Genomic DNA, 22,349 nt, shown 5'->3' with positions numbered 1-22,349 from the left:
CCCAGGCTATTTATGAATTAAAATTGGCAGACATGCAAAACATGCCTGCCAATTTTTTATTTAACTACTCAGCCACTCTAAGTAACTTGCAGCCAAAAACCCATGAAATTAGCCCTTAAAATTGACGTTGATACTCTGCGAGGCACAAAAGAAGGTGTACCACGCCTTGTTGAATTACTGAAAAAACACAACGCCCATGCCACATTCCTGTTCAGCCTGGGGCCGGATCATACCGGTCGCGCAATCAAACGCGTGTTTCGCCCCGGCTTCATGAAGAAGGTTTCCCGCACTTCGGTAGTAGAGCACTACGGCCTTAAAACCCTCATGTACGGCACCTTATTGCCAGGACCGGATATCGGTAAACGTTGTGGCGATATCATGCGTTCAGTAAAAGATCATGGCTTTGAAGTGGGTATCCATTGTTACGACCATATCAAATGGCAGGATTATGTCGTCAATAAAGATGCCGCATGGACGCAAAAGCAGATGCAGCTGGCCTATGACCGTTTTCAGAAAATTTTTGGTGAACCTGCCAAGACCCATGGTGCCGCCGGTTGGCAAATGAACGTTCATGCGCTCCGCCAAGAACAGCACCTTGGTTTTACCTATTGCAGTGATGGCAGAGGCACCCACCCTTTTATCCCCATTTACAATGCGGAAATCATCGCCTGCCCCCAACTGCCAACAACCCTGCCAACACTGGACGAGTTGATCGGCGTTGACCACATAACAGCAGAGAATGTTGCAACGCACGTACTAAGTTTGACTGAGACCCCACCTCCAACAGGACACGTGTATACCCTTCATGCTGAACTGGAAGGTATGAAATTAGCCGGCGTCTTTGAAGAATTGCTTGAAGGCTGGAAGCAGCAAGGATACGAGCTGGTCTCTATGCAAGAGTATTTCGACTCGCTGGATAAAAGCAACCTTCCACACCATGAATTCATCATGGGAGAAATTCCGGGCAGGTCTGGTACGCTGGCACTTCAAGGAAACCCCTTCCTGGCATAACACTTTTAACCTGGAAACCTTAGTTGAATGAGTTGGAGTGTGCTGTTTTTGGAGCGCAGAGCAAGGCGCAATGATGCAGAATGGTCATTCCATTTCAAGGAGTTACAACGCCGCCCTGAGATGCGAAAACTGTGCAATCCAACCCATAGCGGTCGCACCAACCGGATGAACCAAGGAATAAATAAACGTTCTATTAGAATTATTTAGTTAAATGTTAAGTTTAGCGGTTAACTGAGGTTTCCAGATTTAATGGTTTCGGGAATAATGATTTCGCATACAATTGCTTGCAATTGAAATAGTTTTTGATCAACAATGGTAGTGTGTTCAACATCGCAAGGATGCCTGCCACACCATGACGAATCAACCAGAATCCGACTTGGAATTACCCGCAACCAGCGGTAAAACTTTCAGCTTATCTGCCGCAAGAGGCAAGCCTCTTGTCCTCTACTTTTACCCAAAAGACAACACCCCGGGCTGCACGACAGAAGCTATCCAGTTCAGAGATGCCTATAACGAACTCACCTCACTGGGTTTTGAGGTTTATGGCATTTCTCGCGATAGTCTTAAATCACACGAAAACTTCAAAGCTAAATTCACACTGCCTTACGAATTATTATCTGACAGCGAAGAAAAGGCCTGCTCAATGTTCAATGTCATCAAAATGAAAAACCTGTATGGCAAACAGGTTAGAGGTATAGAGCGCAGCACATTTGTAATTGATGCCGACGGAAAAATTGCAAAAGAATGGCGTGGTGTAAAAGTGCCGGGGCACGTCGATGATATTCTGGCCTACATTAAATCAAAATAAAATAAGAGGAAACCAATATGGCGCGAGCCTCCAGTGTAAAAAACAAATTATTCGTACTGGACACCAACGTGCTGATGCACGACCCTACCAGCATATACCGCTTTCAGGAACACGACATTTTTGTACCCATGGCCACTCTGGAAGAATTGGACCACAACAAAAAGGGGATGTCTGAAGTTGCGCGAAATGCCCGACAGGCAAGCCGCTTTCTGGATGAGATTGTCAGTGAATCTGAATTAGCCATAGAACAAGGCATACCACTGGCTACGCATAGCCACAAAAGTGCAACAGGAAGACTATTCCTGCAGACTACAGCCGTGCAAGGCGAATTACCCAACACCTTGCCCAGCAGCAAAGTAGACAACCAGATTCTGGGCCTTGTTCTGCATCTTCAGCGACTCCAGCCAAAACGCCAGGTCATTCTGGTCAGTAAAGACATCAATATGCGCATTAAAGCGCGTGCTTTAGGTGTTGCCGCAGAGGATTACTTTAACGACAAAGTACTGGAAGACACTGATCTGCTTTATGCAGGCGTGAGAGAGCTATCAGCCGATTTCTGGGACAAACATGGAAAAGGCATGGAGTCCTGGCAAAATGCAGGCCATACCTATTATCGTATCAAGGGCCCCCTTTGCAACAGCATGTTGATCAATGAGTTCCTCTTCCAGGAAAACGAAAAACCTTTCTACGCAATAGTAAAAGAGGTAAAAGGTAACACCGCCGTCCTGGAAACCGTCAAAGAATATGGCCACCAGAAAAATGCCGTATGGGGAGTCACAGCACGCAACCGAGAACAAAACTTTGCGCTGAATGTCCTGATGAATCCTGACATCGATTTTGTTACGTTATTAGGCCAGGCTGGCACAGGGAAAACCCTGCTCACGCTGGCAGCAGGCCTTATGCAGACGCTTGAGCTAAAACTCTATTCCGAAATCATCATGACCCGTGTAACCGTCCCTGTCGGTGAAGACATCGGCTTTCTGCCGGGTACAGAAGAAGAAAAAATGACCCCATGGATGGGAGCGCTTGAGGATAATCTGGATGTACTGAACAAAACTGATGATGAAGCCGGAGACTGGGGGCGCGCTGCTACCCAGGATTTAATCCGTTCACGCATCAAGGTTAAATCCCTTAACTTCATGCGCGGCCGCACTTTTCTTAACAAATACCTGATTATTGATGAGGCACAAAACTTAACGCCAAAACAAATGAAAACGTTGATTACTCGCGCTGGGCCGGGTACCAAAGTTGTCTGTCTAGGCAATATTTCACAAATTGACACACCTTACCTGACCGAGGGCAGTTCGGGGCTAACTTATGTAGTAGATCGCTTTAAGGGTTGGGAACACAACGGGCATATCACATTGCAGCGTGGCGAAAGATCAAGACTGGCGGATTATGCTGCTGAGGCGCTATAAGTTCGAACAATTACTCCGGCATAGATCAGCCATTCTATGCCGGAAAATTACTGTTCCCCTAAATACCGCTCACAGCTTGCGTTGGGCTGCCAAGGCCAACTCTCGACTATTTTTTTGCAATCCCTTAACACAAATTCAAACTTCGTTTCAGACTTCGTTTTCGTTGGGCTTCATTTTATTTAACTCAACGCGAGCTACAGTGCTTGAGCCTGATTTTACTCCTAAGCTGGTCAATAAGCTTTGGCTGAACAATGACGATCCATAATAATTTACTAAAAAGCGGTGTATAAAAAGTCAAGAAAATACCAAGTTGTTAAATAATAACATTATATTTTTGACGACAGCATTTTTATACACCAGAATGGTGGAAAAAAAATGCTGTTTAGGGTGTATAAAACGGCATGAAAATTTCAACATATTGAAAAAAAAGGAAAAAATTGAAACGACTTTTTATACACCTTCATGCCATAGAAAAATACACCTTTAGGGCGTCTATATTACGTTAGATTGCTCATGACCAACGATCCTAAAACAGAGTCACTCCGAGAGTGGAATCGCCTCGCACGCCAGAACGCAGAGAATGCGATCGTGTCGTCGATGTTCGAGTCCGGCTTCAAAGCAAGTAAGCCCATCAAGGAATTCTCAACGTGGCTCTTGGTTGGTACAGCTACTGTCGCGGCGTTCTTTATCACAAACGCAGACAAGCTCCTACCTTTCATAACGCAAGCTGGCTTTCTCACATGTGGCGCCCTTCTTTGCGTCTCCTGCCTGTTTGGCCTTATTTCAAGAATGTATGCACTGCGGTGTGAAATCCAAATCGACGCGGGTGCAGCGGTTCGCAAGACATTCGCTGAGCATCTAGAAAAGCATCAAGAGGAAGAGAAGAAAATTAAGGAAAGTGCTAGTGTATGGGGAATTACGCTTGAAACTGGCATCCGCCTTGAGCGGGTACTCAGTGAATTCTTTATTCCACTGCCCCGTTGGGTCGCTTGGCTTGTCAATCGACAGCTCAAAAAGCACATGAATAACCCTCAAGTCGGGTACCTTCCAGTTATCAAGGGGCTTCAATGGCAAGGACTATTTGCTCTTCTACAAGCATTGCTTTTCTTAAGCTTCCTAATTGCAGGGTTCGTTTTTGCAGCAGCAATCTAACCCTTCATTTAAGAGGGACGCGTTAAAGCGCGCCCCTTAATTTTACGTTGGCCCATTCAATTCCCCGTTTGCAATAGGAGTAAGTCATGGCAATGTTGAATATCTACCGGTATGAAATGTATGACATTGAAACCGACCACAACAGCGTTAGGTCACTGCGAGCCACCCGTGAAGCAATTGAGCGTTTTGGCGGAACAATAATTGAAGAGTCATGCGAAGAGGTTGATTCCTCTTTGCTTGACGATAATGGCTGCTTTCGAGACGAAACGCTAGAATATGGAGGGAAATATAATGGCTAGAGACGCAGAGGTGCTAGGCCGCGCATGCCTTGAATTTGCGCGAAACATTGCTCAAATAAACGCGCACGGTGACCGATTGGAAGATGGAACAGAGGTCGTTTGGGATGATAAATATGCCGCAGCGCAACTATGGGAAATCATCTACAACGCGCGCTTGTTGTCATTAACTGGCCCAATAAACGGCAGTGCCTTCCATGCTCCAACTCGACGCGCAGATGCCCACGTTAACTGTGTTTCCACCTATCCACGCGGATTTTTTGATGGAACCAAATAGAGTACCAGTGAGTGGCCAACCCACGCCCTGAGGTCGACAGTCAAGTCATTTTTGCAGCCTCTCCCTTCGAATCAAGCAGCGGCGAGGCCAAGACGCCTGAGCGAATTCAAGTAAACGGATTCATCATAGGGGTGTGCGGTTCAGCCAATTTCGGAAGAGAATTCGAATCCATTTGAATGCCAGTGCACGCACAACAACGTGTGGAATCACGTCTATCCTGGCTTGATATGAACGCAATATGCAGCGCCCTACTTTTTACGACAAAAGCTTACTGCTCCCCTAAATACCGTTCATAGTGGGACTTAAATACCACTTCCAGCTGATCAATCACTTCCACCGCCGGTTTGCCATGCATGGCATGTTGTGTCATTGCACTTGATGTTTCATTTAATAACTTGCCACTCTCCAGCATTGGGTAAGTTGCACGTAGCCGCTTGATAGCCCTGATGACACTTTCTTCTGAAGGGCGCGGAATAGGATTCACTTGCGGAATTTCTTTTACTACGCCTTCCTGGCCACGGGCAGCAAGAAACTCGGCAAAAGCCAGTAATGTCTGGCGCTGCGCATCTGGTAGCGATCGAAACAGTTTGGATAATTTCTTATCATCGCTCATGAATTTTCATCTTCCGTTCTGACTACGTTTAAGCTGAAAACTGGCATTTTGCGGCGTTCTTTCATTAAATCAAGGGCTGAAACCAGTGCTACAGCTACTTTACCCATCGTAACTTGCATATCGTTCCAGTTCATTCGGGCTTCACCAAGCAGTGTACCGATGTGCTCTGGTAAAGGTCGGTTCGCTTCCATGATCATGTCTTCAATCATGCCGGGTTTGATTTCAGGGCGGAACAATATGCCATAAGTGAGTTCATCCGGGCGAATAGCCAGCCAATTGCCTTCATCATCAACCAGAATGGGTTCTATACCTTTTGGTAAATCTACCTTGCCGTTATACATCACAAGCACTTTTACACCATCTACCGCATTAGCAAGCGGATCATCCTTACCCACTTCTGTCTTATGCGCTGTAGTCCAGTAAGCTGTATGTAATGGTTCGGCAGATGCCACCCCCCCTTCGTATTGAGCCACCAACAGTCCGCCAAACCCTATCCCTACAATGGGACGTTTTGCATGTTTAAACACACCAATCAATCGGATTTCATCGTCTAACCAGGGGCATGATTCTTTATCCGTGATGGGGAAAGCGCCACCCAATAACCAGAGCGAATCGTATTGCAGTGCGCTACCAGGGATATCCTGACCAGTAAATGGACGCTGATAAGAAAACCCGATATCGCGAGACTCCAATTGTTTTTCAATCGGGCCTAGAAATTCTGCATATGTATGCTGTATAACCAGAAAATTTTTCATAACCTTGCTGTACTCCATCGAAGCAATAAGTTTGCCACTGCTGATCTGAAAACGATCAGTTGAGCAATTAACTTAATGATCATTTAACTCTATTCAGCTTGGTTGTTTTAACGAAATCCAGAAAAGCCTGCATCAGTTTTGAGCGGAACTTTTCATTTGCGTAGACCAAAGACAATGCACGCGTCATTTTTGGCTCCAGCGGAATAGCTACCAGATCGCCTAGCTTCAATTCTTTTACTACCGTTGAGATTGAAACAATTGCAATACCTAGTCCGGCTTCTACCGCACCTTTGATTGCCTCGCGGCTGCCCATTTCCATGGCAATATTCAAATCATCGGGATTCACACCTGCATTTCGGAAATAATCATCGATAACTTCACGGGTGCCAGACCCCAATTCGCGGCTGACATAAGGCTGCTCTGCAAGCTGTAACGCGGTAAGCGATGTAAACTTTGCATACTCATGATTAGGGGAGCAAATCACCACAAGTTCGTCATTGCAACACAAGTCTGTATTCAGAATCGGATGATGAGATTGCGCTTCTATCAAACCAAGATCCAGTGTGTGATCTGCCACCTTGTTTTCAATGGTTTCAGAATTGGCCACAGTCAAATGGGCTTTTACTTGCGGATATTTCTCTTTAAATTCACCCAAAATACGCGGCAACAGATATTCAGCAATAGTGGTACTTGCTCCAATCATTAGTTTGCCGCTAATTTCCCCGGTGAGTTCTCCTAAACGGGTTTCCATTTCAGATGAAAGCTCCAGAATCTTTTCGGCGTATTCCAGGGCAACTTCCCCGGCATGGGTCAAGGTGATTTTGCCATGCGTACGCTCAAACAGACGGGTATTGAAATGCTCTTCCAGTTGTTTCACCTGGAAGGTCACCGCAGGCTGGGTCATGAATAACAACTCAGCTGCCTTGGTAAAGCTGAGTTGTTTCGCTACTGTATGAAATACTTGAATTCGGCGGTCTGCCATGGTTTAACCAACTGTGATAAGCTATTAAATTAATATATACGGAAAGCCTAACATTCAATCATATTTTCCGTAAGAAGGATAGAGTTTATGCATGAAGCGTGGAAAAATCTTGATCTGGAAGGTCAAGGGTTGCAAAGTGCAAATCTTAGATTAGTACAATTAATGAAGAAACGTAAGGTAGCTAACAGTTGGCTACTGCTCTTCCCTTCAGGGATGCACCGAGCCTATTTGAACGATGCCCGTACCGCATGGATTTATCGAATACTGACGTTGACGATAGTCACTCTTTTTATTATAGGCCACAAACTGCCTGCCTTGGTTATTTTAGCAGGTCAGATCGGCTTTGCCTTATACGACATCCGTTGGATTGAAGACCGGATCGCCAGCTTGAACAAACAGATACGCATGCAGGTATATCTCAAGCAAGGCAGTGCGGCCCCCAAAGACTTTAAAGGCCGCTATACCGACGATGGCCTTGATGACTACCTGAAGACCAAAGAACAGGAACGTGGCGGCCACACACCTATAAACCTTTCTGAACAGGCCACTTCACCTTCACGAGTCCCCTCCTTTGCCCAACAGGAAGCGATGCTGAAAGAACTGGCTAAGGCCAAAAATAAAAAAGATTAATTGCACAAATGGTGGAAAGCTTCTTTTTCATGGTATAAATCACAAAGAGCCATTCATTTTGACTCATATAAAACAAACAGAACTTAATCTACTACTTATAAGCCTTACTCTTCGATGAACCGCGGCTTTTATACGATTCTTACCGCGCAATTTATTTCTGCTCTGGCCGATAATGCGTTGCTTTTTGCCGCTATCGCGCTGCTTAAGGAATTGAGTGCACCTGATTGGCATACGCCTCTCTTGCAGGAATTTTTTGTCATTTCCTATATTCTGCTGGCCCCCTTTGTTGGTCCCTTTGCGGACTCCATTCCCAAAGGGCGGGTCATGTTTCTCAGTAATGCCATCAAGCTGATTGGTTGTTTAACCATGTTATTTGGCGTGCCACCTTTATACGCTTACGGTATTGTTGGTATCGGTGCTGCAGCATACTCACCTGCCAAATATGGCATTTTGACAGAATATCTGCCAGCTGATGCCTTGGTAATAGCCAACAGCTGGATGGAAGGTGCTACTGTAGCGGCTATTGTTTTAGGCGCTGTTCTGGGCACACTTTTTGTAACACCTTCAATTGCGAATTCATTTCTTGATTTGCTGCATCTGGATGGTTTAATCAATATTCCCCAATTTGCGATTGCGGCCATTACCTTGCTTTACGTGATTGCTGCCATCATCAATCTGGGCATACCCCATGTACCGATTGACCATCGTATGCCAAAAAAGAATCCACTCTATATTTTGCATGATTTTTGGCATGCATTCACCCTGCTATGGCGTGACCCTCAGGGGCAAGTATCACTTGCGGTCACAACGCTTTTTTGGGGCGCCGGTGCCACACTCCGTCTGGTAGTCTTAGTATGGGCGGTAGCCGTTCTGCATTTTCTGCCTGAAAATGCACCGCTACTGACGATTATCGTGGCGGTTGGCATAGCGGTTGGCGCGGTTTTTGCAGCCCGCTATATTTCTCTTGAAAATGCTGTAAAAGCCCTGCCAGCCGGCATTATTATGGGCATGCTGGTTGTAGCGATGATCTTCGTTACGAAATGGTATATCGCCTGGGCATTGCTATTCCTGATTGGTGCACTGAGTGGTTTCTTTGTGGTACCACTCAACGCTCTGCTTCAACATCGTGGTCATCTGCTGATGGGTGCAGGCCATTCCATTGCCATACAAAACTTTAATGAAAACATAGGCATATTACTTATGTTGGGTGGTTACATGCTGATGGTTAAGGCTGATATGCACATTAATTTGATCGTGATTATATTCGGAACCTTCATCAGCCTGACGATGGGGCTTATCTATAAGCGGCATCGCCACTAATTTTCTCCAGCATTTGTTCGACTTTTAATACCATTTTCCATTTGAATCGCCCTCACTAATTGATTCGGCTTTATGGCCCATTAGTGGTAAAATCTGCTATAAACACAACGCCATAGCAATCATTTCCATTCTTTCTTTCAGAATTCGAGTCTGGTTACTTGCTTTGATAAAGCCTGAAACAGGCAAACCTCCAAATTATCCATTACGCTTCATAACAGGTACCCAGATGCAAACAGAAAGTTTTATTGCAGGCAAAGACGCCTCTCTTGAATCCTCCATCAGCTCAATGAGTCAAAAACTGGAAACACTGGGTTTTCACATAGAGGAATGTTCATGGCTGAATCCTGTGGAAGGTATCTGGTCGGTACATATACGCGACAAAGATTGCCCCTTGATGTTTACCAATGGCAAGGGGGCTACAAAGCAAGCGGCGCTAGCAAGCGCACTGGGTGAATACTTTGAACGTTTGAGCTGCAATTACTTCTGGACCCACTATTACCTGGGAGAACAGATCGCGAACCGCGATTACACCCATTATCCACAAGAACAGTGGTTTGAACTGGGTGACAATACCGAATGGCCAACTGAGTTGCTTACACCGGAATTACACCAATTTTACAACCCTGAAGGTACGATCGACGCCGAAATGCTGGTTGATCTGAATTCCGGCAATATAGATCGCGGCATTTGCGCTATCCCCTACACCCGTGAGAGAGACGGTGCCACGGTTTGGTTTCCGGTGAATATTATCGGAAATCTATACGTCAGCAATGGCATGTCTGCAGGCAATACACCGAAAGAAGCACGCACCCAGGCGTTATCAGAAATTTTCGAACGTCAAATCAAGTTCCGCATCATTGCTGAAGGTATTTGCCTGCCGGATGTACCGGAAGCTGTGATTGCACGTTTTCCCCGTATTGAAGCCGGTGTTCGCGCGCTACGCGCTGCTGGCTTTGGTATTCTCGTCAAAGATGCCTCTTTGGGCGGCCAATACCCTGTAATGAACGTGACGCTGCTTAACCCGAATGACCAGGGATGCTTTTCCAGCTTTGGTGCACACCCGCGGTTTGAAATCGCATTAGAACGCGCATTGACTGAATTGCTCCAGGGCAGAGCCCTGGATGCACTGGGTGACTTCCCAGAGCCGGGACATGATCTGGATGAAATTGCCCACCAACAAAATCTGGAAATTCACTTCGTCGATTCCAGCGGCATTATCAGCTGGCAGTTTCTGGGTGATACACCTGATTTTGAGTTTTGCGACTGGAATTTCAGCACTACGACCGAAGAAGATTATGCCTGGCTGGTTGAACGTGTTCACGCCGAAAATAAAGAAATCTACATTGCTGATTTTACGCATCTGGGCGTTTATGCTTGCCGAATTATCGTGCCTGGCATGTCAGAAATCTATCCGGTAGATGACCTGGAATGGGAAAACAATAGCGTTGGTAATGATCTGCGCTCCCCCATTTTGCACCTTACCGATCTGGATGATGATGAATGCACCGATTTGCTAGCCGCATTAAACGAATTGGGTCTTGCAGACCAGCGCCCAGTAGCCGGACTGATCGGCCTTGCACCGGATGCCGATTCAGTATGGAAAGAGTTGCGCGTAGGTGAACTTAAAACCCTGCTTGCTCTGGCAATCGGTGATGAAGAATCAATCCGTGAAGGTTGCGACTGGATTCGTCATTTTGAACAATTGAAAGAACCCCGCCGGCGTGTTTATCGCTGCATAGAGAGTCTGCTTAACCTGGAAGACGCAACGCCATTTACTCATGCCTTACAACAGCTATATGGTGCAGAAGTACTCGTGCAAGCAAAAGCATTACTGAACAAAGAGCAACGCTTCTTCGGTTTGCATTCACCTGGTATGTCGATGGAAGGGTGCAATATGCACCAGCAACTACTGACTGCCTATAACAAACTCTCAGCTAAAATTTGAGGTGAAAGGCGCCACAATCTATCGAGTATTTTGGGTATGTTGTTCGGCGCCTCATTACAAATGATTAATTATTTATAATCAATAAGATAATTGTGAATTTCTAAACACAGATTCATGAACAACGCGTAACTGGTCAATTAAGCCAATATTACTTATGCTCACAACTTAAGTAATATGATGAATGAGCGTGTTCATGAGCAAGTCTCCAAGTATAAGCCATCAAGTCACCAATTATCCTATCCTTGCCCTGATATTTCTTGCGTTTGCAGGAATAATGCTATCAAAAACAGCGTGGCAGGGTAGCACTGAGCCCAGACAACAACTAGGCAAGACTCAAGTAGAAGTGGCAAGCCTGGCAGAGTCCATTGCCGAACGTCAGACTACCCTGCTAACAGAAAGCAGACACTTGCTAAAAGTGCTCGGGGGTGTAACAGTATCTGATCTCCATGGCACATGGAACTGCGATGCCCTGCTCTCTCGCCAATTAGAAAGCTTCCCTGAGTATGACAACCTCGCTTTTGCCAGTTCGGATGGCTTGATTCGATGCAGCGCGTTACCCTGGCAACAATCAACCGAACAAATCGCACAGCAATTAGCATTGAATGCTCCAAACTCGCTATCAATCAGCTCAATGTACCTTACTGATAATAGCCTTCTTTTAAGCGCTTCAAATATTGCCCCGAGTGGACAAAAAGTAGGTTCCGTACTTGCTCAGATTAGCGCAAACAGATTTCTGCATCCTGCAGGGGTTCGTTTACCATCGAACATACAAATTGCCATCCTTAATCATAATGGAAACTTGGTTGCAGCTTACCCATCCCAGACAAACTGGAACAGCATTACGCATAAAGATAATTCATTCATTGAAGCGCTGATCAACTTAAAAAATGAAAATGCCACTGCGCTAAAAGCGCCAGACGGAGTCACACGTCTGTATACAGCCAAAGCTGTGCATGGGGCTAGTCATGAGCTAACGCTCATTGTCGGGCAAACTGTAGAAAATGAAGCAAACACGCTAACTACCAATAATAATCTTGCTTTTGGCGGCGTAATTTTGACTTCATTAGGGATGTCAGGATTACTTGCTGTTTTTATTAGCATGTTGCTGCTTCGACTAAAAAACAATAGGTTGTTGCTGTTAAAGACTTACTTAAGCTTGAACAACTTTTTAACTTATACGCGACAGTATTTCAGTCTATTTTTCGCAAAAGTAGCGATGCCGCAAAATAATGAGTCAAACTCAGGCTTAATCAGACAATCAGACTACGATTCACTCAAACAGTCATTGGCCATCCAGGAAGAGCATTCCCGCCATATAGAACGCCTTGACCAGTTAAGCCAATCCCTACAAAGTTGCGTAAGTAATGCAGATGTCGCTAGCGCAGTAGCACTTTGTACCAAATATTTTTTCCCTGTGAGCTCAGGCGCATTATTATTAAAAACAGGTTCGAATAAGGCTGGCGTCTTACTTAAATGGGGAAACAATATTGAAGATGCGCTATTAATAAAGGATTACCAAAATATCCTTCAAAACCGGCTTTACCCTGCTGTAGAAGTACATACTGCAACCAATGCTGCTCAACTTCCCATCAGGCTAACCAAGAGCCTCTGGATACCGTTAATCACACATAATGAGATACTCGGGGCGCTACATATCACTGAGTTAGATGTTTTAGAACACAAAAACCGGCAAGAATACTTTCACTGGTTAGCAAATTCAATTGCAGAACGTGCCGCCATTGCCCTTCGAAGTGCTAAACAGCAACAAAAGCTCAGGTTCAAAGCAACTCGAGATGTATTAACCGGGCTATATAACAGACGATTTATGGAAGAAACGCTGATTATTGAAGAGCGTCGCGCATTACGTCGTGGATCCCACATAGGCATCATGATGCTTGATGTGGACCATTTCAAGCATTACAACGACACGTACGGACATGATGCGGGTGATACGCTATTGCGTACGGTAGGAGAGCTGCTTCGCAAAACTGTCAGGAAGTGTGATATTCCCTGCCGATATGGTGGAGAGGAATTTGTCATTATTCTACCGGGGGCAGATCTCAAAGACACTAGCCAGCGCGCTGAAATGCTGCGCATGGCCATTGAGAAACTCAGCATTCAACATAATGGGCAAGCTTTGGCAGGCGTCACTGTCTCAATTGGTGCTGCTTCCTTCCCTCAGAATGGAGATGCTTGGCAATCTGTTTTAAAAACAGCAGATCAAGCTTTATATCAGGCCAAACATGCCGGGCGTAACCGTATTGCAGAACCGGCCTGTTTACCCTGACGGCACGGGGATGTTAGCAAAATAGTAGAACTGCTTTGCAGTTCTACTCAACCCCACCCGCACGCTTAATCATATCCGCTATATCGGTGTTAGCAGATTTCAATGCAAAATTAATCGCAGTTAAACCAGCGCCATTTTTGATGTTAGGGTTAGCTGACCGCTGCAATAGCAGTTGAACTGTCTCAATGTGCCCCCCTTTTGCAGCAACCATCAGCGCTGTAGTGCCATTCTCGCTGACAGCATCAATTCTGGCCCCCTGATCCAGCAATAGCCTCGCCGTATCTGTGTGCCCATTAAAAGAGGCATAAACCAGAGGTGGCCAGCCGCTTGAAGGATTTACCTCCGCACCTTTTTCAATAAGGATACGCACAATGCCAGAAGACCCTCTATAAGCTGCCACAAGCAACGGCGTTTCACCATACTGATTGTGCACATTAATCTTGGCACCCATAGAAAGCAACAGATCCACTACCTTTTTACTATCCTCACGGATCGCCACCATCAACAAGGTGTTTCCCTGTTGATCTGATGCATTTGAATCCATTCCCTTTTGCAATAACTCTTTAACGGTATCCACATCATTCAAGCGTACTGCAGTGAACAAATCATCATAGGTATCGGCCCAAACCGTACAAGTGAAAAAAGATAAAAAAGAAAATAGCAGAAACAACCTGAAAAACTTTGATGGGTATTTAGATAATGTATTATTCATCTAGGGCCTTTGAAATCCTTGTTCAGCACTATGGCACTTATTGTTCTAAAAAACTATTTACCATGTTACATATGTATCAATAAATTAGTTGATATTAACCCTATGACCATCAAAGGCAAAGTGCATTTTTTCCGGTAGAAGACTACTTGCCTCACCGTATTCAACCTGATGGGTCATATGAATAAAATAGGTTTGTTTTGCATTAATTTGCCGCGCATAATCAACTGACTTATCAAAATGAATATGGGTGTGATGCGGACGAAAATGCAGGCAATCCAGCATTAACACTTCCAGGCCATCTAGTAGCGCCATACTTGCATCCGGAATGTCAGATACATCTGTAATATACGCGACATCACCAATGCGATAACCCAGTATCGGCAACTTCCCATGCATCACTGGAATAGGCGTTATCTGAACGGCTTCCAAAATAAATGGCGATTCAACTACCTGAGATGTCAGAACCGGTTTATCCCAATACTGCCCAGGGGGAGCAAATGCGTAGGTAAAACGCTGCCGAATATCGTTAATCGTGATCTCGTTCCCAAATACAGGAATTGGCTGTTTCTGTAAAAAACAAAAATTACGCAGATCATCAATACCGTTAAGATGATCTGCATGAGTATGCGTGTAAAGCACACCATCTACACGAAGAATATCTTCCCTGAGTGCTTGCAAACGCAAATCCGGCCCGGTATCAATTAGCAGCACTTTCCCAGCATCCGTTTTAATGGCAACAGAGCAACGCGTTCGCTTATTCCTTGGGTCACTTGAAAGGCAAGTAGGACAACTGCAACCGATAACTGGCGTACCAGTACTAGAACCAGTACCAAGGAAAATAATTTCCATGTTCAAGCCGATTTGAAGAGATTAAAAAAATTTCGTGTAGTGGCTTCTGCCACCTCTTCTACATTAATATTTCGCAGCTTCGCTATTTCTTCAGCGACATATTTCACGAAAGCTGGTTCATTGGTTTTGCCACGATATGGCACAGGTGCAAGGTAAGGTGAATCGGTTTCAATCAGCATATTTTCCAGCGGTACTTTCCTGGCCACTTCTTTGATCGATAACGCGTTCTTGAAAGTCACAATCCCAGAGAATGAAATATAAAAGCCCATTGCAATAGCCGCTTCTGCCACTTCCCAACTTTCGGTAAAACAATGCATCACCCCACCAATCTCGTCCGCGCCCTCTTCCTGCATAATACGCAACGTATCTGCAGCAGCTTCACGAGTATGAATGATAAGCGGCTTACCACTTTCTTTAGCAGCTTGAATATGTACGCGAAAACGCTCTCTCTGCCATTCCAGATCACCTTTCAGGCGAAAGTAATCCAGACCGGTTTCACCAATAGCAACAACTTTGGGATGTTTGGCCAACTCCGTCAGTCTGGCAACTGTTGGTTCTTCTTCGTCTTCATGGTCTGGATGCACGCCAACAGATGCATAAACATTTTCAAAGCGTTCTGCCATGGCAATCACTTCAGGTAATTGTGGCAGCCCCACGCTGACGCATAATGCATGACTGACATGGTTATCCTGCATTCTGGACAACACTTCGTCAGCATGTTCAATCAAACCGGGAAAGTTAATATGGCAATGGGAATCGACAAACATAATTTAAAACTTTATAGATAGCTACAGGCTAAAATTACCCTATAGCTGTTACGCAAATATTACATGGTATGCGTTGGACGAGTGGACTTTAAAGAACCGCCCAGTAAACCTTCAATTTTGTTGCGTGCAGCAATACTGCTTTCATTATCGTTGAACCGAATACCAACGCCCTGCGTTTTATTTCCTTGGGCCGATGTCGGTGTAATCCATGCCACATGACCTGCAACGGGTATCTTATTGGGATCATCCATCAGACTGATCAGCATAAAGACTTCATCACCCAGCTTATACGTCTTGGTAGTAGGAATAAAGATCCCGCCTCCTTTCAAAAATGGCATATAGGCGGCATACAGTGCCGACTTTTCCTTAATGCTTAAAGAAAGTACACCAGGACGCGCACCCATCTGTGGGGCTTTTGGATCAGCCATGCATCAACTCCTAAACCGGCTCAAAAATATCCGCATATGATAAAAACAGGCTCTCTAGCAATAATAACGCATTAAGAGGGTGGTTCACTACTCTTTGCGTTGCAATTAATTCACGCTGATAGTTTAGTAACGCTGATAAATTAACGGTTTTAGCTAATTCTTGCAAGTTTTTAGCGAAATCAGGATGATATAACACCTCCCCCGCCATCTTGAAACTCAGCAAATCATAGATCCATTTTTGTAGCCAATTCATCACCAAAGTTAATTCAATCTTTTGATATCGCTCTGCGGCGGCTAATGGGTCAAACTGCTTCAGTTCGCTCATTTCACCTACAAACGTCTTTCGTGACTGTTGATAAGTTGCATTGCTCAATTCAAGCGCCGCCAACGGTGCACCACCTGCCTGAGCAAGACAAAGCGCTGGATCATCCACACCTTGCCCAGTTAACCAATCAATCGCCAGGGATTTTTCAGGTAATGGCATATCAAGCTTCTGGCATCGACTGCGAATAGTCGGCAACAACCGCTGAGGTTGATGGGTGATCAGAATAAATAAGGTTTTCGGTGGCGGCTCTTCCAGAATTTTCAACAGTGCATTAGCAGTATTGATATTCAAGGATTCTGCCGGATGTACCAAAATGATGCGCATTCCACTTCTATGGGTAGACAGATTCACAAAATCCAGTAATTCTCTTACTTGAGAAACTTTTATCTGGTTACTGGCTTTCTTGCCTGCTGCCTTTGACTCATCAACACCGACAGAAGACTCAGATTTATCATCTGAGCCGCCAGATGCCTGAGACAGCGCCTCAGACTCAATCAATCGGTAATCCGGATGGTTCATTTGTTCAAACCAGCCACATGCAGCACACTGGCCGCAAGGCAAGCCATCATTCAGAGGTGATTCACACAACAAACCCTGCGCTAATAGCCTGGCAAATGTAAACTTCCCAATGCCTGTTCTGCCCTGCAACAAAATCGCATGGGGCAGATTATCCTTTCGACTCTGGATCCGATGCCATATTTCTTTTTGCCAGCTATATAAAGTCATACTTCAGATTATTTTCAGAATTTCTGCAAGTTTCACTTGAATTTCATGTAGCGCAATACTCGAATCAACCACTTTGATTCTATTTGGATACTTTGCAGCACGATCCAGATATTTTTGACGTACTTTTTGAAAAAAGGCACCTTGCTCTTTTTCAAATCGATCCAATTCAGCATTGTTGTTCGCCAATCGCTGCTGACTCACTTCTATGGACACATCGAACAACAAGGTTAAATCAGGCTGAAAATCTGGATGCACCCAGTTTTCAAGAATTTCCAGCTTATTCTCATCTATTCCTCTACCACCACATTGGTAGGCAAAACTGGCATCGGTAAAGCGATCTGAAACAACCCATTTACCCTGATCAAGAGCAGGAAAGATCACTTTATCCAAATGTTCCCGCCTTGCTGCAAACATGAGTAAAGCTTCCGTTTCTATGTGCATCGACTCATTCAGCAACAATGTCCGAAGCGTTTCCCCTAATGGAGTACCACCTGGCTCACGCGTGACGATCAGTTCATGCCCGAGATTGCGTAAATGCTGCTCAAGCCAGGCAAGATGCGTGCTTTTTCCCGCGCCATCCACTCCTTCCAGCGTAATAAATTTACCTTTAATTGCCATTCCCCTTTTTCTAGTGCTTATTATTCAACTGGTAACGTGAAACTGCACGATTGTGTTCCACCAGTGAATCAGAAAACTGATGTTCGCCTTGACCTTTCGCAACAAAATACAACGCGCTACTTTTAACCGGGTGCAAAGCCGCCTGAATGGATTCCAGGCCAGGCAAGGCTATCGGTGTTGGAGGCAAACCAGTTCGTGTGTAGGTATTATAAGGTGTATCCGTAAGTAGATCGATTTTACGTAAATTACCATCAAAACGTTCACCCAGACCATATATGACTGTTGGATCTGTTTGCAACTTCATACCCAGATGCAGTCGATTAATAAAAACCGCCGCAATTAATGGTCGTTCACTGGCCTTACCTGTTTCCTTTTCAATAATAGACGCCATAATCAGCGCTTCATAAGGGCTTTTATAAGGCAATCCAGGGTCACGGTCCTTCCAGGATTTTGATAGATGCCCCTGCATAATGTGATAAGCACGCTTGAGAATAGAAATATCGCTCATGCCTGTACCAAAATAATAGGTGTCAGGAAAAAACAACCCTTCCGCTTGGGACTCTGATGCCCCAACCAGACTCAGCACTTCCTGGTCACTCATATCTGCAGTTTTATGTTCAATTCCAGGGTGATCATCCAGAGACTTCCTCAACTGTCTGAATGTCCATCCCTCTATAAAAGTCAATTCAACTTGGCTGACATCTCCGCGTGTAATCTTGTAAAAGAGTTCCAAGGGTGTCAGATTTGCTTCGAGTTGGTAATTTCCGGCTTTAATTTCTCCAGCCTTTCCATATGCCCTGACTAGCAAACTAAAGCTCCACGGCTCACGCAAAATGCCCGCATCTGTCATTTGTCGCGCCACACTTTTCAAGCTGCTGCCATGCTTCAAATTAAATTCAACAGGAAACTGTGACAAAGACAAAGGCGTATTAACAAAATAAAGCATCCAGCCAGTTGCGACTAGCAAACCAAGGACAACAAACTTAATCAATCGCTTAATGGCTTTCATGCAATACACACCTAATTTTTTTTGTCAGATTGCCCGGTTGCCATATTTTTTCCTGCAACTCGGTTATTTGCCATACACCTATGACACTATTAGAAAGCAATACTTCTTCCGCCTCAATCAGCATAGACAGGGAAACAGGTTGAATCCTGATCCGCCACCCCCATCCAGCTACAATCTCCATTATACGTTGCCTGGCAACACCTGCGATACCACACAAACTCAAATCCGGTGTGATAAACACCCCCTCCTTCAGCAATGAAATATTGCTCATCGTGCCAGAAATAACATTATCTCTCGCATCCAGCAACAAGCCTTCGGCAATTTCAGCATCGGTCCACTCAGTTCTGGCCAATACATTTTCCAGTCTGTTCAAGTGCTTGATACCAGCCAATCTTGGTTGATAAGACAATCGTAAGTCACAAACCCTCACTTTCACGCCTTTATCAATATATTCAGCCGGGAATCCCGGTAATGGTGAAGTGCTGAGAATACGCGTTGGCTGTTGCGCCAAATTGGCTGTATAACCACGTAAACCTACTCCGCGTGTAACAACAATTTTTATAACGCACTCTGGCGTCTGAGCAGTTAAAACAGCCAGCTCGCTTTCCAGGCATTCTTTCCCAGGACAAGTAATCCCTAACGCTGCACAATCATCTTGCAACTTCTTATACTGAATATCCCACCAGAATACGCTGCTGTTGCGCATGACCATGGTGCGAAATACACCATCCCCATACATTAATCCTCTATCCAATGCATCAAGCTTGTCCGTCTGAACGCCATTAATCATCATCATGATGATAATGCCCTAAGCAGCCCTTTGGCTTTAGCTCGGGTTTCATTCAATTCTCGTTCCGGAACAGAGTCCGCCACAATACCTGCACCCGCCCTGAACCGTAGCTCTTGTTGGCTCAGCATAAAGCTGCGGATTAATATATTCATGTCCATACTGCCATCGTGATTCAAATATCCCATGCTGCCGGTATAGGCTAATCGTGGCGACTGCTCCAGCTCGCTGATAATCTGCATGGTACGCACTTTGGGACAACCAGTAATCGTCCCCCCCGGAAACAACGCTTTCAGTACCTTTCCAGGCGTCACATCACTGCGCAATAGCCCACGAATATTCGATTCAATGTGGTGCACGTGTGCATAGGTTTTGACAGCCATTAAATCATCCACTTCAACGCTGCCAGGCTGGCATATGCGCCCCAAATCATTACGTTCTAAATCCACCATCATGATGTGCTCTGCACGCTCTTTCGGATGGGCAAGCAAATCACGGCACAATTGCGCGTCTTGCTCAGGATCGATTGAACGTGCATAAGTACCAGCGATAGGTCGCGTTTCAACCAGACCATTCCTGACACTGACCAACCTCTCCGGAGAGGAACTGACTATCTGATGACGACCAAAATCTGCAATTCCAGAAAATGGCGCAGGATTGCGCTCACAAAGTTGCGCATACAAATTGGAAGCATCGCCGGAACCCAACTCGCCTCGCCATTCACGTGACAAATTCACCTGAAAGACATCACCTTCCTTGATATAGCGCTTGATTTTTTCCACGCCGTCCAGAAATAAATTATCTTCCTCCTCCATCAGAGTTTTCAAGACAGTCGCCTCTGCCTGAAAACGCGGAACAACATTCAAGTCATGCCGCATTTCATCAATCAAAGCGTCCTGACCATCTTCTGCAAAGATAAAAGTTTGTTTACTTCCCCGATCACATAATATGGCTGCAGGAATACGAGTTAATAACGCTATAGGGAAATCTGTCTGAAGGGTTTTATGAACAACGGATGGTTCAAGCTGATGCAATAGCTCATATCCCATATAAACAAACCAGCCACCATGGAAAGGAAGTTCAACTGGTGAAATAACGGGTTGAATATTTACCTGATTGCGTTCTGCAAACCAGGCATGATCGAGCTCATCCAAAAAAGAAAACCCTTTTTGAATAAGCTCAAATGTGGCTAATTTAATCGAACTCTGTGGAAAGGCAAACAGGATATCCCATCCCTGTTTGCCCTGTGTTTGGAGCAAATAAGGATAGCGCAGCCGATTTGCCGCATGAAGCGCCAGCAAATCAGGCGAGCCGTCAAAACGAGTAACAGCCACAGCGGACCTCGACGCAAAAACCCTGAGAAAACCTGTTCAGCGTTTTTGCGAACAGACCGTTAAATCTTGGCAAATACCAAAGTACCGTTAGTACCACCGAACCCGAAAGAATTCGATAACGCCACATTAATTTTCATCTGGCGCGCTGTATTTGGCACATAATCAAGATCACAAGCCGGATCCTGGTTAACCATATTGATGGTAGGTGGCGCAACCTGTTCATGCACACTTAAAGCTGAAAAAACAGCTTCAACGCCACCAGCGGCGCCCAGCAGATGCCCGGTCATAGATTTAGTTGAGCTAACAGCGGTTTTCTTGGCATGATCCCCAAGGTACTTCTTCACTGCCATCGTTTCAGCTAAATCACCCAGCGGAGTAGATGTGCCATGAGCATTGATATAATCAACCTGGTCAGGATTCAACCCAGCGTTTTTCATCGCATTACGCATGCAACGGGCTGCACCATCACCGTCTTCGCGAGGCGCGGTCATATGATAAGCATCCGCACTCATACCAAAACCTACTAATTCAGCGTAGATTTTTGCACCGCGTGCCTTTGCATGTTCATATTCTTCCAGTACCAACATTCCGGCACCTTCACCCATGACAAAACCATCTCGTTCAGTATCCCAAGGACGGCTTGCTGCAGCGGGATCGTCATTGCGTGAGCTTAAAGCACGCGCTGAGCCAAACCCGCCAACTGCCAATGGGGTAATAGTAGATTCAGAACCTCCGGCCACCATCACATCCACATCGCCATATTCAATCAGGCGGGCGGAATCTCCAATACAATGGGTAGCTGTAGAACAAGCCGTTACCATTGCCAGGTTGGGCCCCTTGAAACCATAAATGATAGACAGATGACCTGCAATCATGTTGATAATGGTTCCTGGGACAAAAAATGGAGAAATTTTACGTGGCCCACCAGCAAGATAAATACTGTGCGTATCTTCAATCATCGGCAATCCGCCCATTCCTGAGCCAATATTTACACCGATACGCTCAGCATTCTCATCCGTTGCTTCAATTCCAGAGTCTTTAACCGCTTCAATTGCGGCTGCCAAGCCGTATTGGATAAAAATATCCATACGTCTGGCATCCTTTGGGTTGATGTATTGAGCGACATCAAAGTTTTTAACTTCACCAGCAATTTGACAACTAAATCCCGTGGTGTCAAAACGAGTAATCCGATCAATACCCGACTTACCCGCCAGAATATTTGCCCAGGATTCTTTGACCCCGATGCCTACAGGAGACACAATACCAAGGCCAGTAATAACTACTCTGCGTCTAGACAAAA

The 22,349-nt window shown here is 45.3% G+C and carries 23 protein-coding genes; 10 read left to right on the top strand and 13 right to left on the bottom strand.

What is annotated here, in order from left to right:
* The first annotated feature begins 102 nt into the window (after nucleotides 1–102).
* The 6 genes from EDC63_RS00280 to EDC63_RS00255 all read left to right on the top strand — a co-directional run bounded on the left by EDC63_RS00280 (nucleotide 103) and on the right by EDC63_RS00255 (nucleotide 4,962).
* Complete coding sequence (locus EDC63_RS00280) at nucleotides 103–1,011, top strand: 4-deoxy-4-formamido-L-arabinose-phosphoundecaprenol deformylase (RefSeq protein ID WP_124947927.1); 909 nt, start codon at nucleotides 103–105, stop codon at nucleotides 1,009–1,011.
* 352 nt (nucleotides 1,012–1,363) lie between these two features.
* A complete protein-coding gene (locus EDC63_RS00275) occupies nucleotides 1,364–1,819 on the top strand; it encodes a peroxiredoxin (RefSeq protein ID WP_124947928.1) in 456 nt (151 codons plus the stop codon).
* 17 nt (nucleotides 1,820–1,836) lie between these two features.
* Entirely contained in the window at nucleotides 1,837–3,237 is a 1,401-nt protein-coding gene (locus EDC63_RS00270; RefSeq protein WP_124947929.1) for a PhoH family protein, read from the top strand.
* A 513-nt stretch (nucleotides 3,238–3,750) separates the two neighbouring features.
* Entirely contained in the window at nucleotides 3,751–4,389 is a 639-nt protein-coding gene (locus tag EDC63_RS00265; RefSeq protein WP_124947930.1) for a hypothetical protein, read from the top strand.
* Nucleotides 4,390–4,475: 86 nt separating this feature from the next.
* Nucleotides 4,476–4,688 (top strand): hypothetical protein, encoded by a 213-nt coding sequence (locus EDC63_RS00260; protein WP_124947931.1) that lies wholly within the window; start codon nucleotides 4,476–4,478, stop codon nucleotides 4,686–4,688.
* Complete coding sequence (locus EDC63_RS00255; RefSeq protein WP_124947932.1) at nucleotides 4,681–4,962, top strand: hypothetical protein; 282 nt, start codon at nucleotides 4,681–4,683, stop codon at nucleotides 4,960–4,962. Before EDC63_RS00260 ends, EDC63_RS00255 begins: the two co-directional genes overlap by 8 nt.
* A gap of 268 nt (nucleotides 4,963–5,230) precedes the next feature.
* Here the strand turns inward: EDC63_RS00255 and EDC63_RS00250 are convergent, their stop codons facing one another.
* From EDC63_RS00250 to EDC63_RS00240, 3 genes are all read right to left on the bottom strand, one after another.
* Nucleotides 5,231–5,575: a Crp/Fnr family transcriptional regulator gene (locus tag EDC63_RS00250; RefSeq protein WP_124947933.1), complete on the bottom strand. Its 345-nt coding sequence runs from the start codon at nucleotides 5,573–5,575 to the stop codon at nucleotides 5,231–5,233.
* Complete coding sequence (locus tag EDC63_RS00245) at nucleotides 5,572–6,330, bottom strand: type 1 glutamine amidotransferase (RefSeq protein ID WP_124947934.1); 759 nt, start codon at nucleotides 6,328–6,330, stop codon at nucleotides 5,572–5,574. The genes EDC63_RS00250 and EDC63_RS00245 overlap by 4 nt, the downstream gene beginning before the upstream one ends.
* A 79-nt stretch (nucleotides 6,331–6,409) precedes the next feature.
* Nucleotides 6,410–7,312, bottom strand: a complete 903-nt coding sequence (locus EDC63_RS00240) for a selenium metabolism-associated LysR family transcriptional regulator (RefSeq protein ID WP_132920853.1) — start codon at nucleotides 7,310–7,312, stop codon at nucleotides 6,410–6,412.
* Nucleotides 7,313–7,399: 87 nt separating this feature from the next.
* Between EDC63_RS00240 and EDC63_RS00235 the strand changes: the two genes are divergently transcribed.
* From EDC63_RS00235 to EDC63_RS00220, 4 genes are all read left to right on the top strand, one after another.
* Nucleotides 7,400–7,942, top strand: a complete 543-nt coding sequence (locus EDC63_RS00235) for a TM2 domain-containing protein (RefSeq protein WP_124947935.1) — start codon at nucleotides 7,400–7,402, stop codon at nucleotides 7,940–7,942.
* A 114-nt stretch (nucleotides 7,943–8,056) separates the two neighbouring features.
* Nucleotides 8,057–9,262, top strand: coding sequence for a lysophospholipid transporter LplT (gene lplT / locus EDC63_RS00230; RefSeq protein ID WP_124947936.1), 1,206 nt, complete (start codon nucleotides 8,057–8,059; stop codon nucleotides 9,260–9,262).
* A gap of 226 nt (nucleotides 9,263–9,488) precedes the next feature.
* Nucleotides 9,489–11,207, top strand: a complete 1,719-nt coding sequence (gene ycaO / locus EDC63_RS00225; RefSeq protein ID WP_124947937.1) for a 30S ribosomal protein S12 methylthiotransferase accessory factor YcaO — start codon at nucleotides 9,489–9,491, stop codon at nucleotides 11,205–11,207.
* Nucleotides 11,208–11,400: 193 nt separating this feature from the next.
* Nucleotides 11,401–13,494 carry a sensor domain-containing diguanylate cyclase gene (locus EDC63_RS00220; protein WP_165922880.1) on the top strand — a complete coding sequence of 698 codons (2,094 nt, stop codon included), beginning with the start codon at nucleotides 11,401–11,403 and terminating at the stop codon, nucleotides 13,492–13,494.
* 43 nt (nucleotides 13,495–13,537) lie between these two features.
* On the opposite strand, the gene EDC63_RS00215 is transcribed toward EDC63_RS00220, so the two are convergent.
* The 10 genes from EDC63_RS00215 to fabF form a co-directional block, all read right to left on the bottom strand.
* Complete coding sequence (locus tag EDC63_RS00215; protein WP_124947939.1) at nucleotides 13,538–14,206, bottom strand: ankyrin repeat domain-containing protein; 669 nt, start codon at nucleotides 14,204–14,206, stop codon at nucleotides 13,538–13,540.
* Between the two features lie 84 nt (nucleotides 14,207–14,290).
* A complete protein-coding gene (locus EDC63_RS00210) occupies nucleotides 14,291–15,055 on the bottom strand; it encodes an MBL fold metallo-hydrolase (protein WP_124947940.1) in 765 nt (254 codons plus the stop codon).
* A 2-nt stretch (nucleotides 15,056–15,057) separates the two neighbouring features.
* Nucleotides 15,058–15,822 (bottom strand): TatD family hydrolase, encoded by a 765-nt coding sequence (locus tag EDC63_RS00205; protein ID WP_124947941.1) that lies wholly within the window; start codon nucleotides 15,820–15,822, stop codon nucleotides 15,058–15,060.
* Nucleotides 15,823–15,881: 59 nt separating this feature from the next.
* On the bottom strand, nucleotides 15,882–16,250 hold the full coding sequence (locus EDC63_RS00200) for a PilZ domain-containing protein (protein WP_124947942.1): 369 nt from the start codon (nucleotides 16,248–16,250) through the stop codon (nucleotides 15,882–15,884).
* 10 nt (nucleotides 16,251–16,260) lie between these two features.
* Nucleotides 16,261–17,301, bottom strand: coding sequence for a DNA polymerase III subunit delta' (gene holB, locus EDC63_RS00195; RefSeq protein WP_124947943.1), 1,041 nt, complete (start codon nucleotides 17,299–17,301; stop codon nucleotides 16,261–16,263).
* A 3-nt stretch (nucleotides 17,302–17,304) separates the two neighbouring features.
* A complete protein-coding gene (gene tmk / locus EDC63_RS00190; RefSeq protein WP_124947944.1) occupies nucleotides 17,305–17,919 on the bottom strand; it encodes a dTMP kinase in 615 nt (204 codons plus the stop codon).
* A gap of 10 nt (nucleotides 17,920–17,929) precedes the next feature.
* On the bottom strand, nucleotides 17,930–18,928 hold the full coding sequence (mltG, locus tag EDC63_RS00185) for an endolytic transglycosylase MltG (protein ID WP_124947945.1): 999 nt from the start codon (nucleotides 18,926–18,928) through the stop codon (nucleotides 17,930–17,932).
* Entirely contained in the window at nucleotides 18,915–19,724 is an 810-nt protein-coding gene (pabC, locus tag EDC63_RS00180; protein ID WP_124947946.1) for an aminodeoxychorismate lyase, read from the bottom strand. Before pabC ends, mltG begins: the two co-directional genes overlap by 14 nt.
* Complete coding sequence (locus EDC63_RS00175; RefSeq protein WP_124947947.1) at nucleotides 19,721–21,049, bottom strand: aminodeoxychorismate synthase component I; 1,329 nt, start codon at nucleotides 21,047–21,049, stop codon at nucleotides 19,721–19,723. The genes pabC and EDC63_RS00175 overlap by 4 nt, the downstream gene beginning before the upstream one ends.
* Nucleotides 21,050–21,108: 59 nt before the next feature.
* Complete coding sequence (gene fabF / locus EDC63_RS00170) at nucleotides 21,109–22,347, bottom strand: beta-ketoacyl-ACP synthase II (protein WP_124947948.1); 1,239 nt, start codon at nucleotides 22,345–22,347, stop codon at nucleotides 21,109–21,111.
* Between the last annotated feature and the right edge of the window lie 2 nt (nucleotides 22,348–22,349).

It is taken from the genome of Sulfurirhabdus autotrophica, assembly GCF_004346685.1.
Taxonomy (GTDB): Bacteria; Pseudomonadota; Gammaproteobacteria; order Burkholderiales; family SMCO01; genus Sulfurirhabdus; species Sulfurirhabdus autotrophica.
The sequence above is the reverse complement of the archived record's forward strand: the minus strand, read 5'-3'. Positions and strand labels throughout refer to the sequence as shown.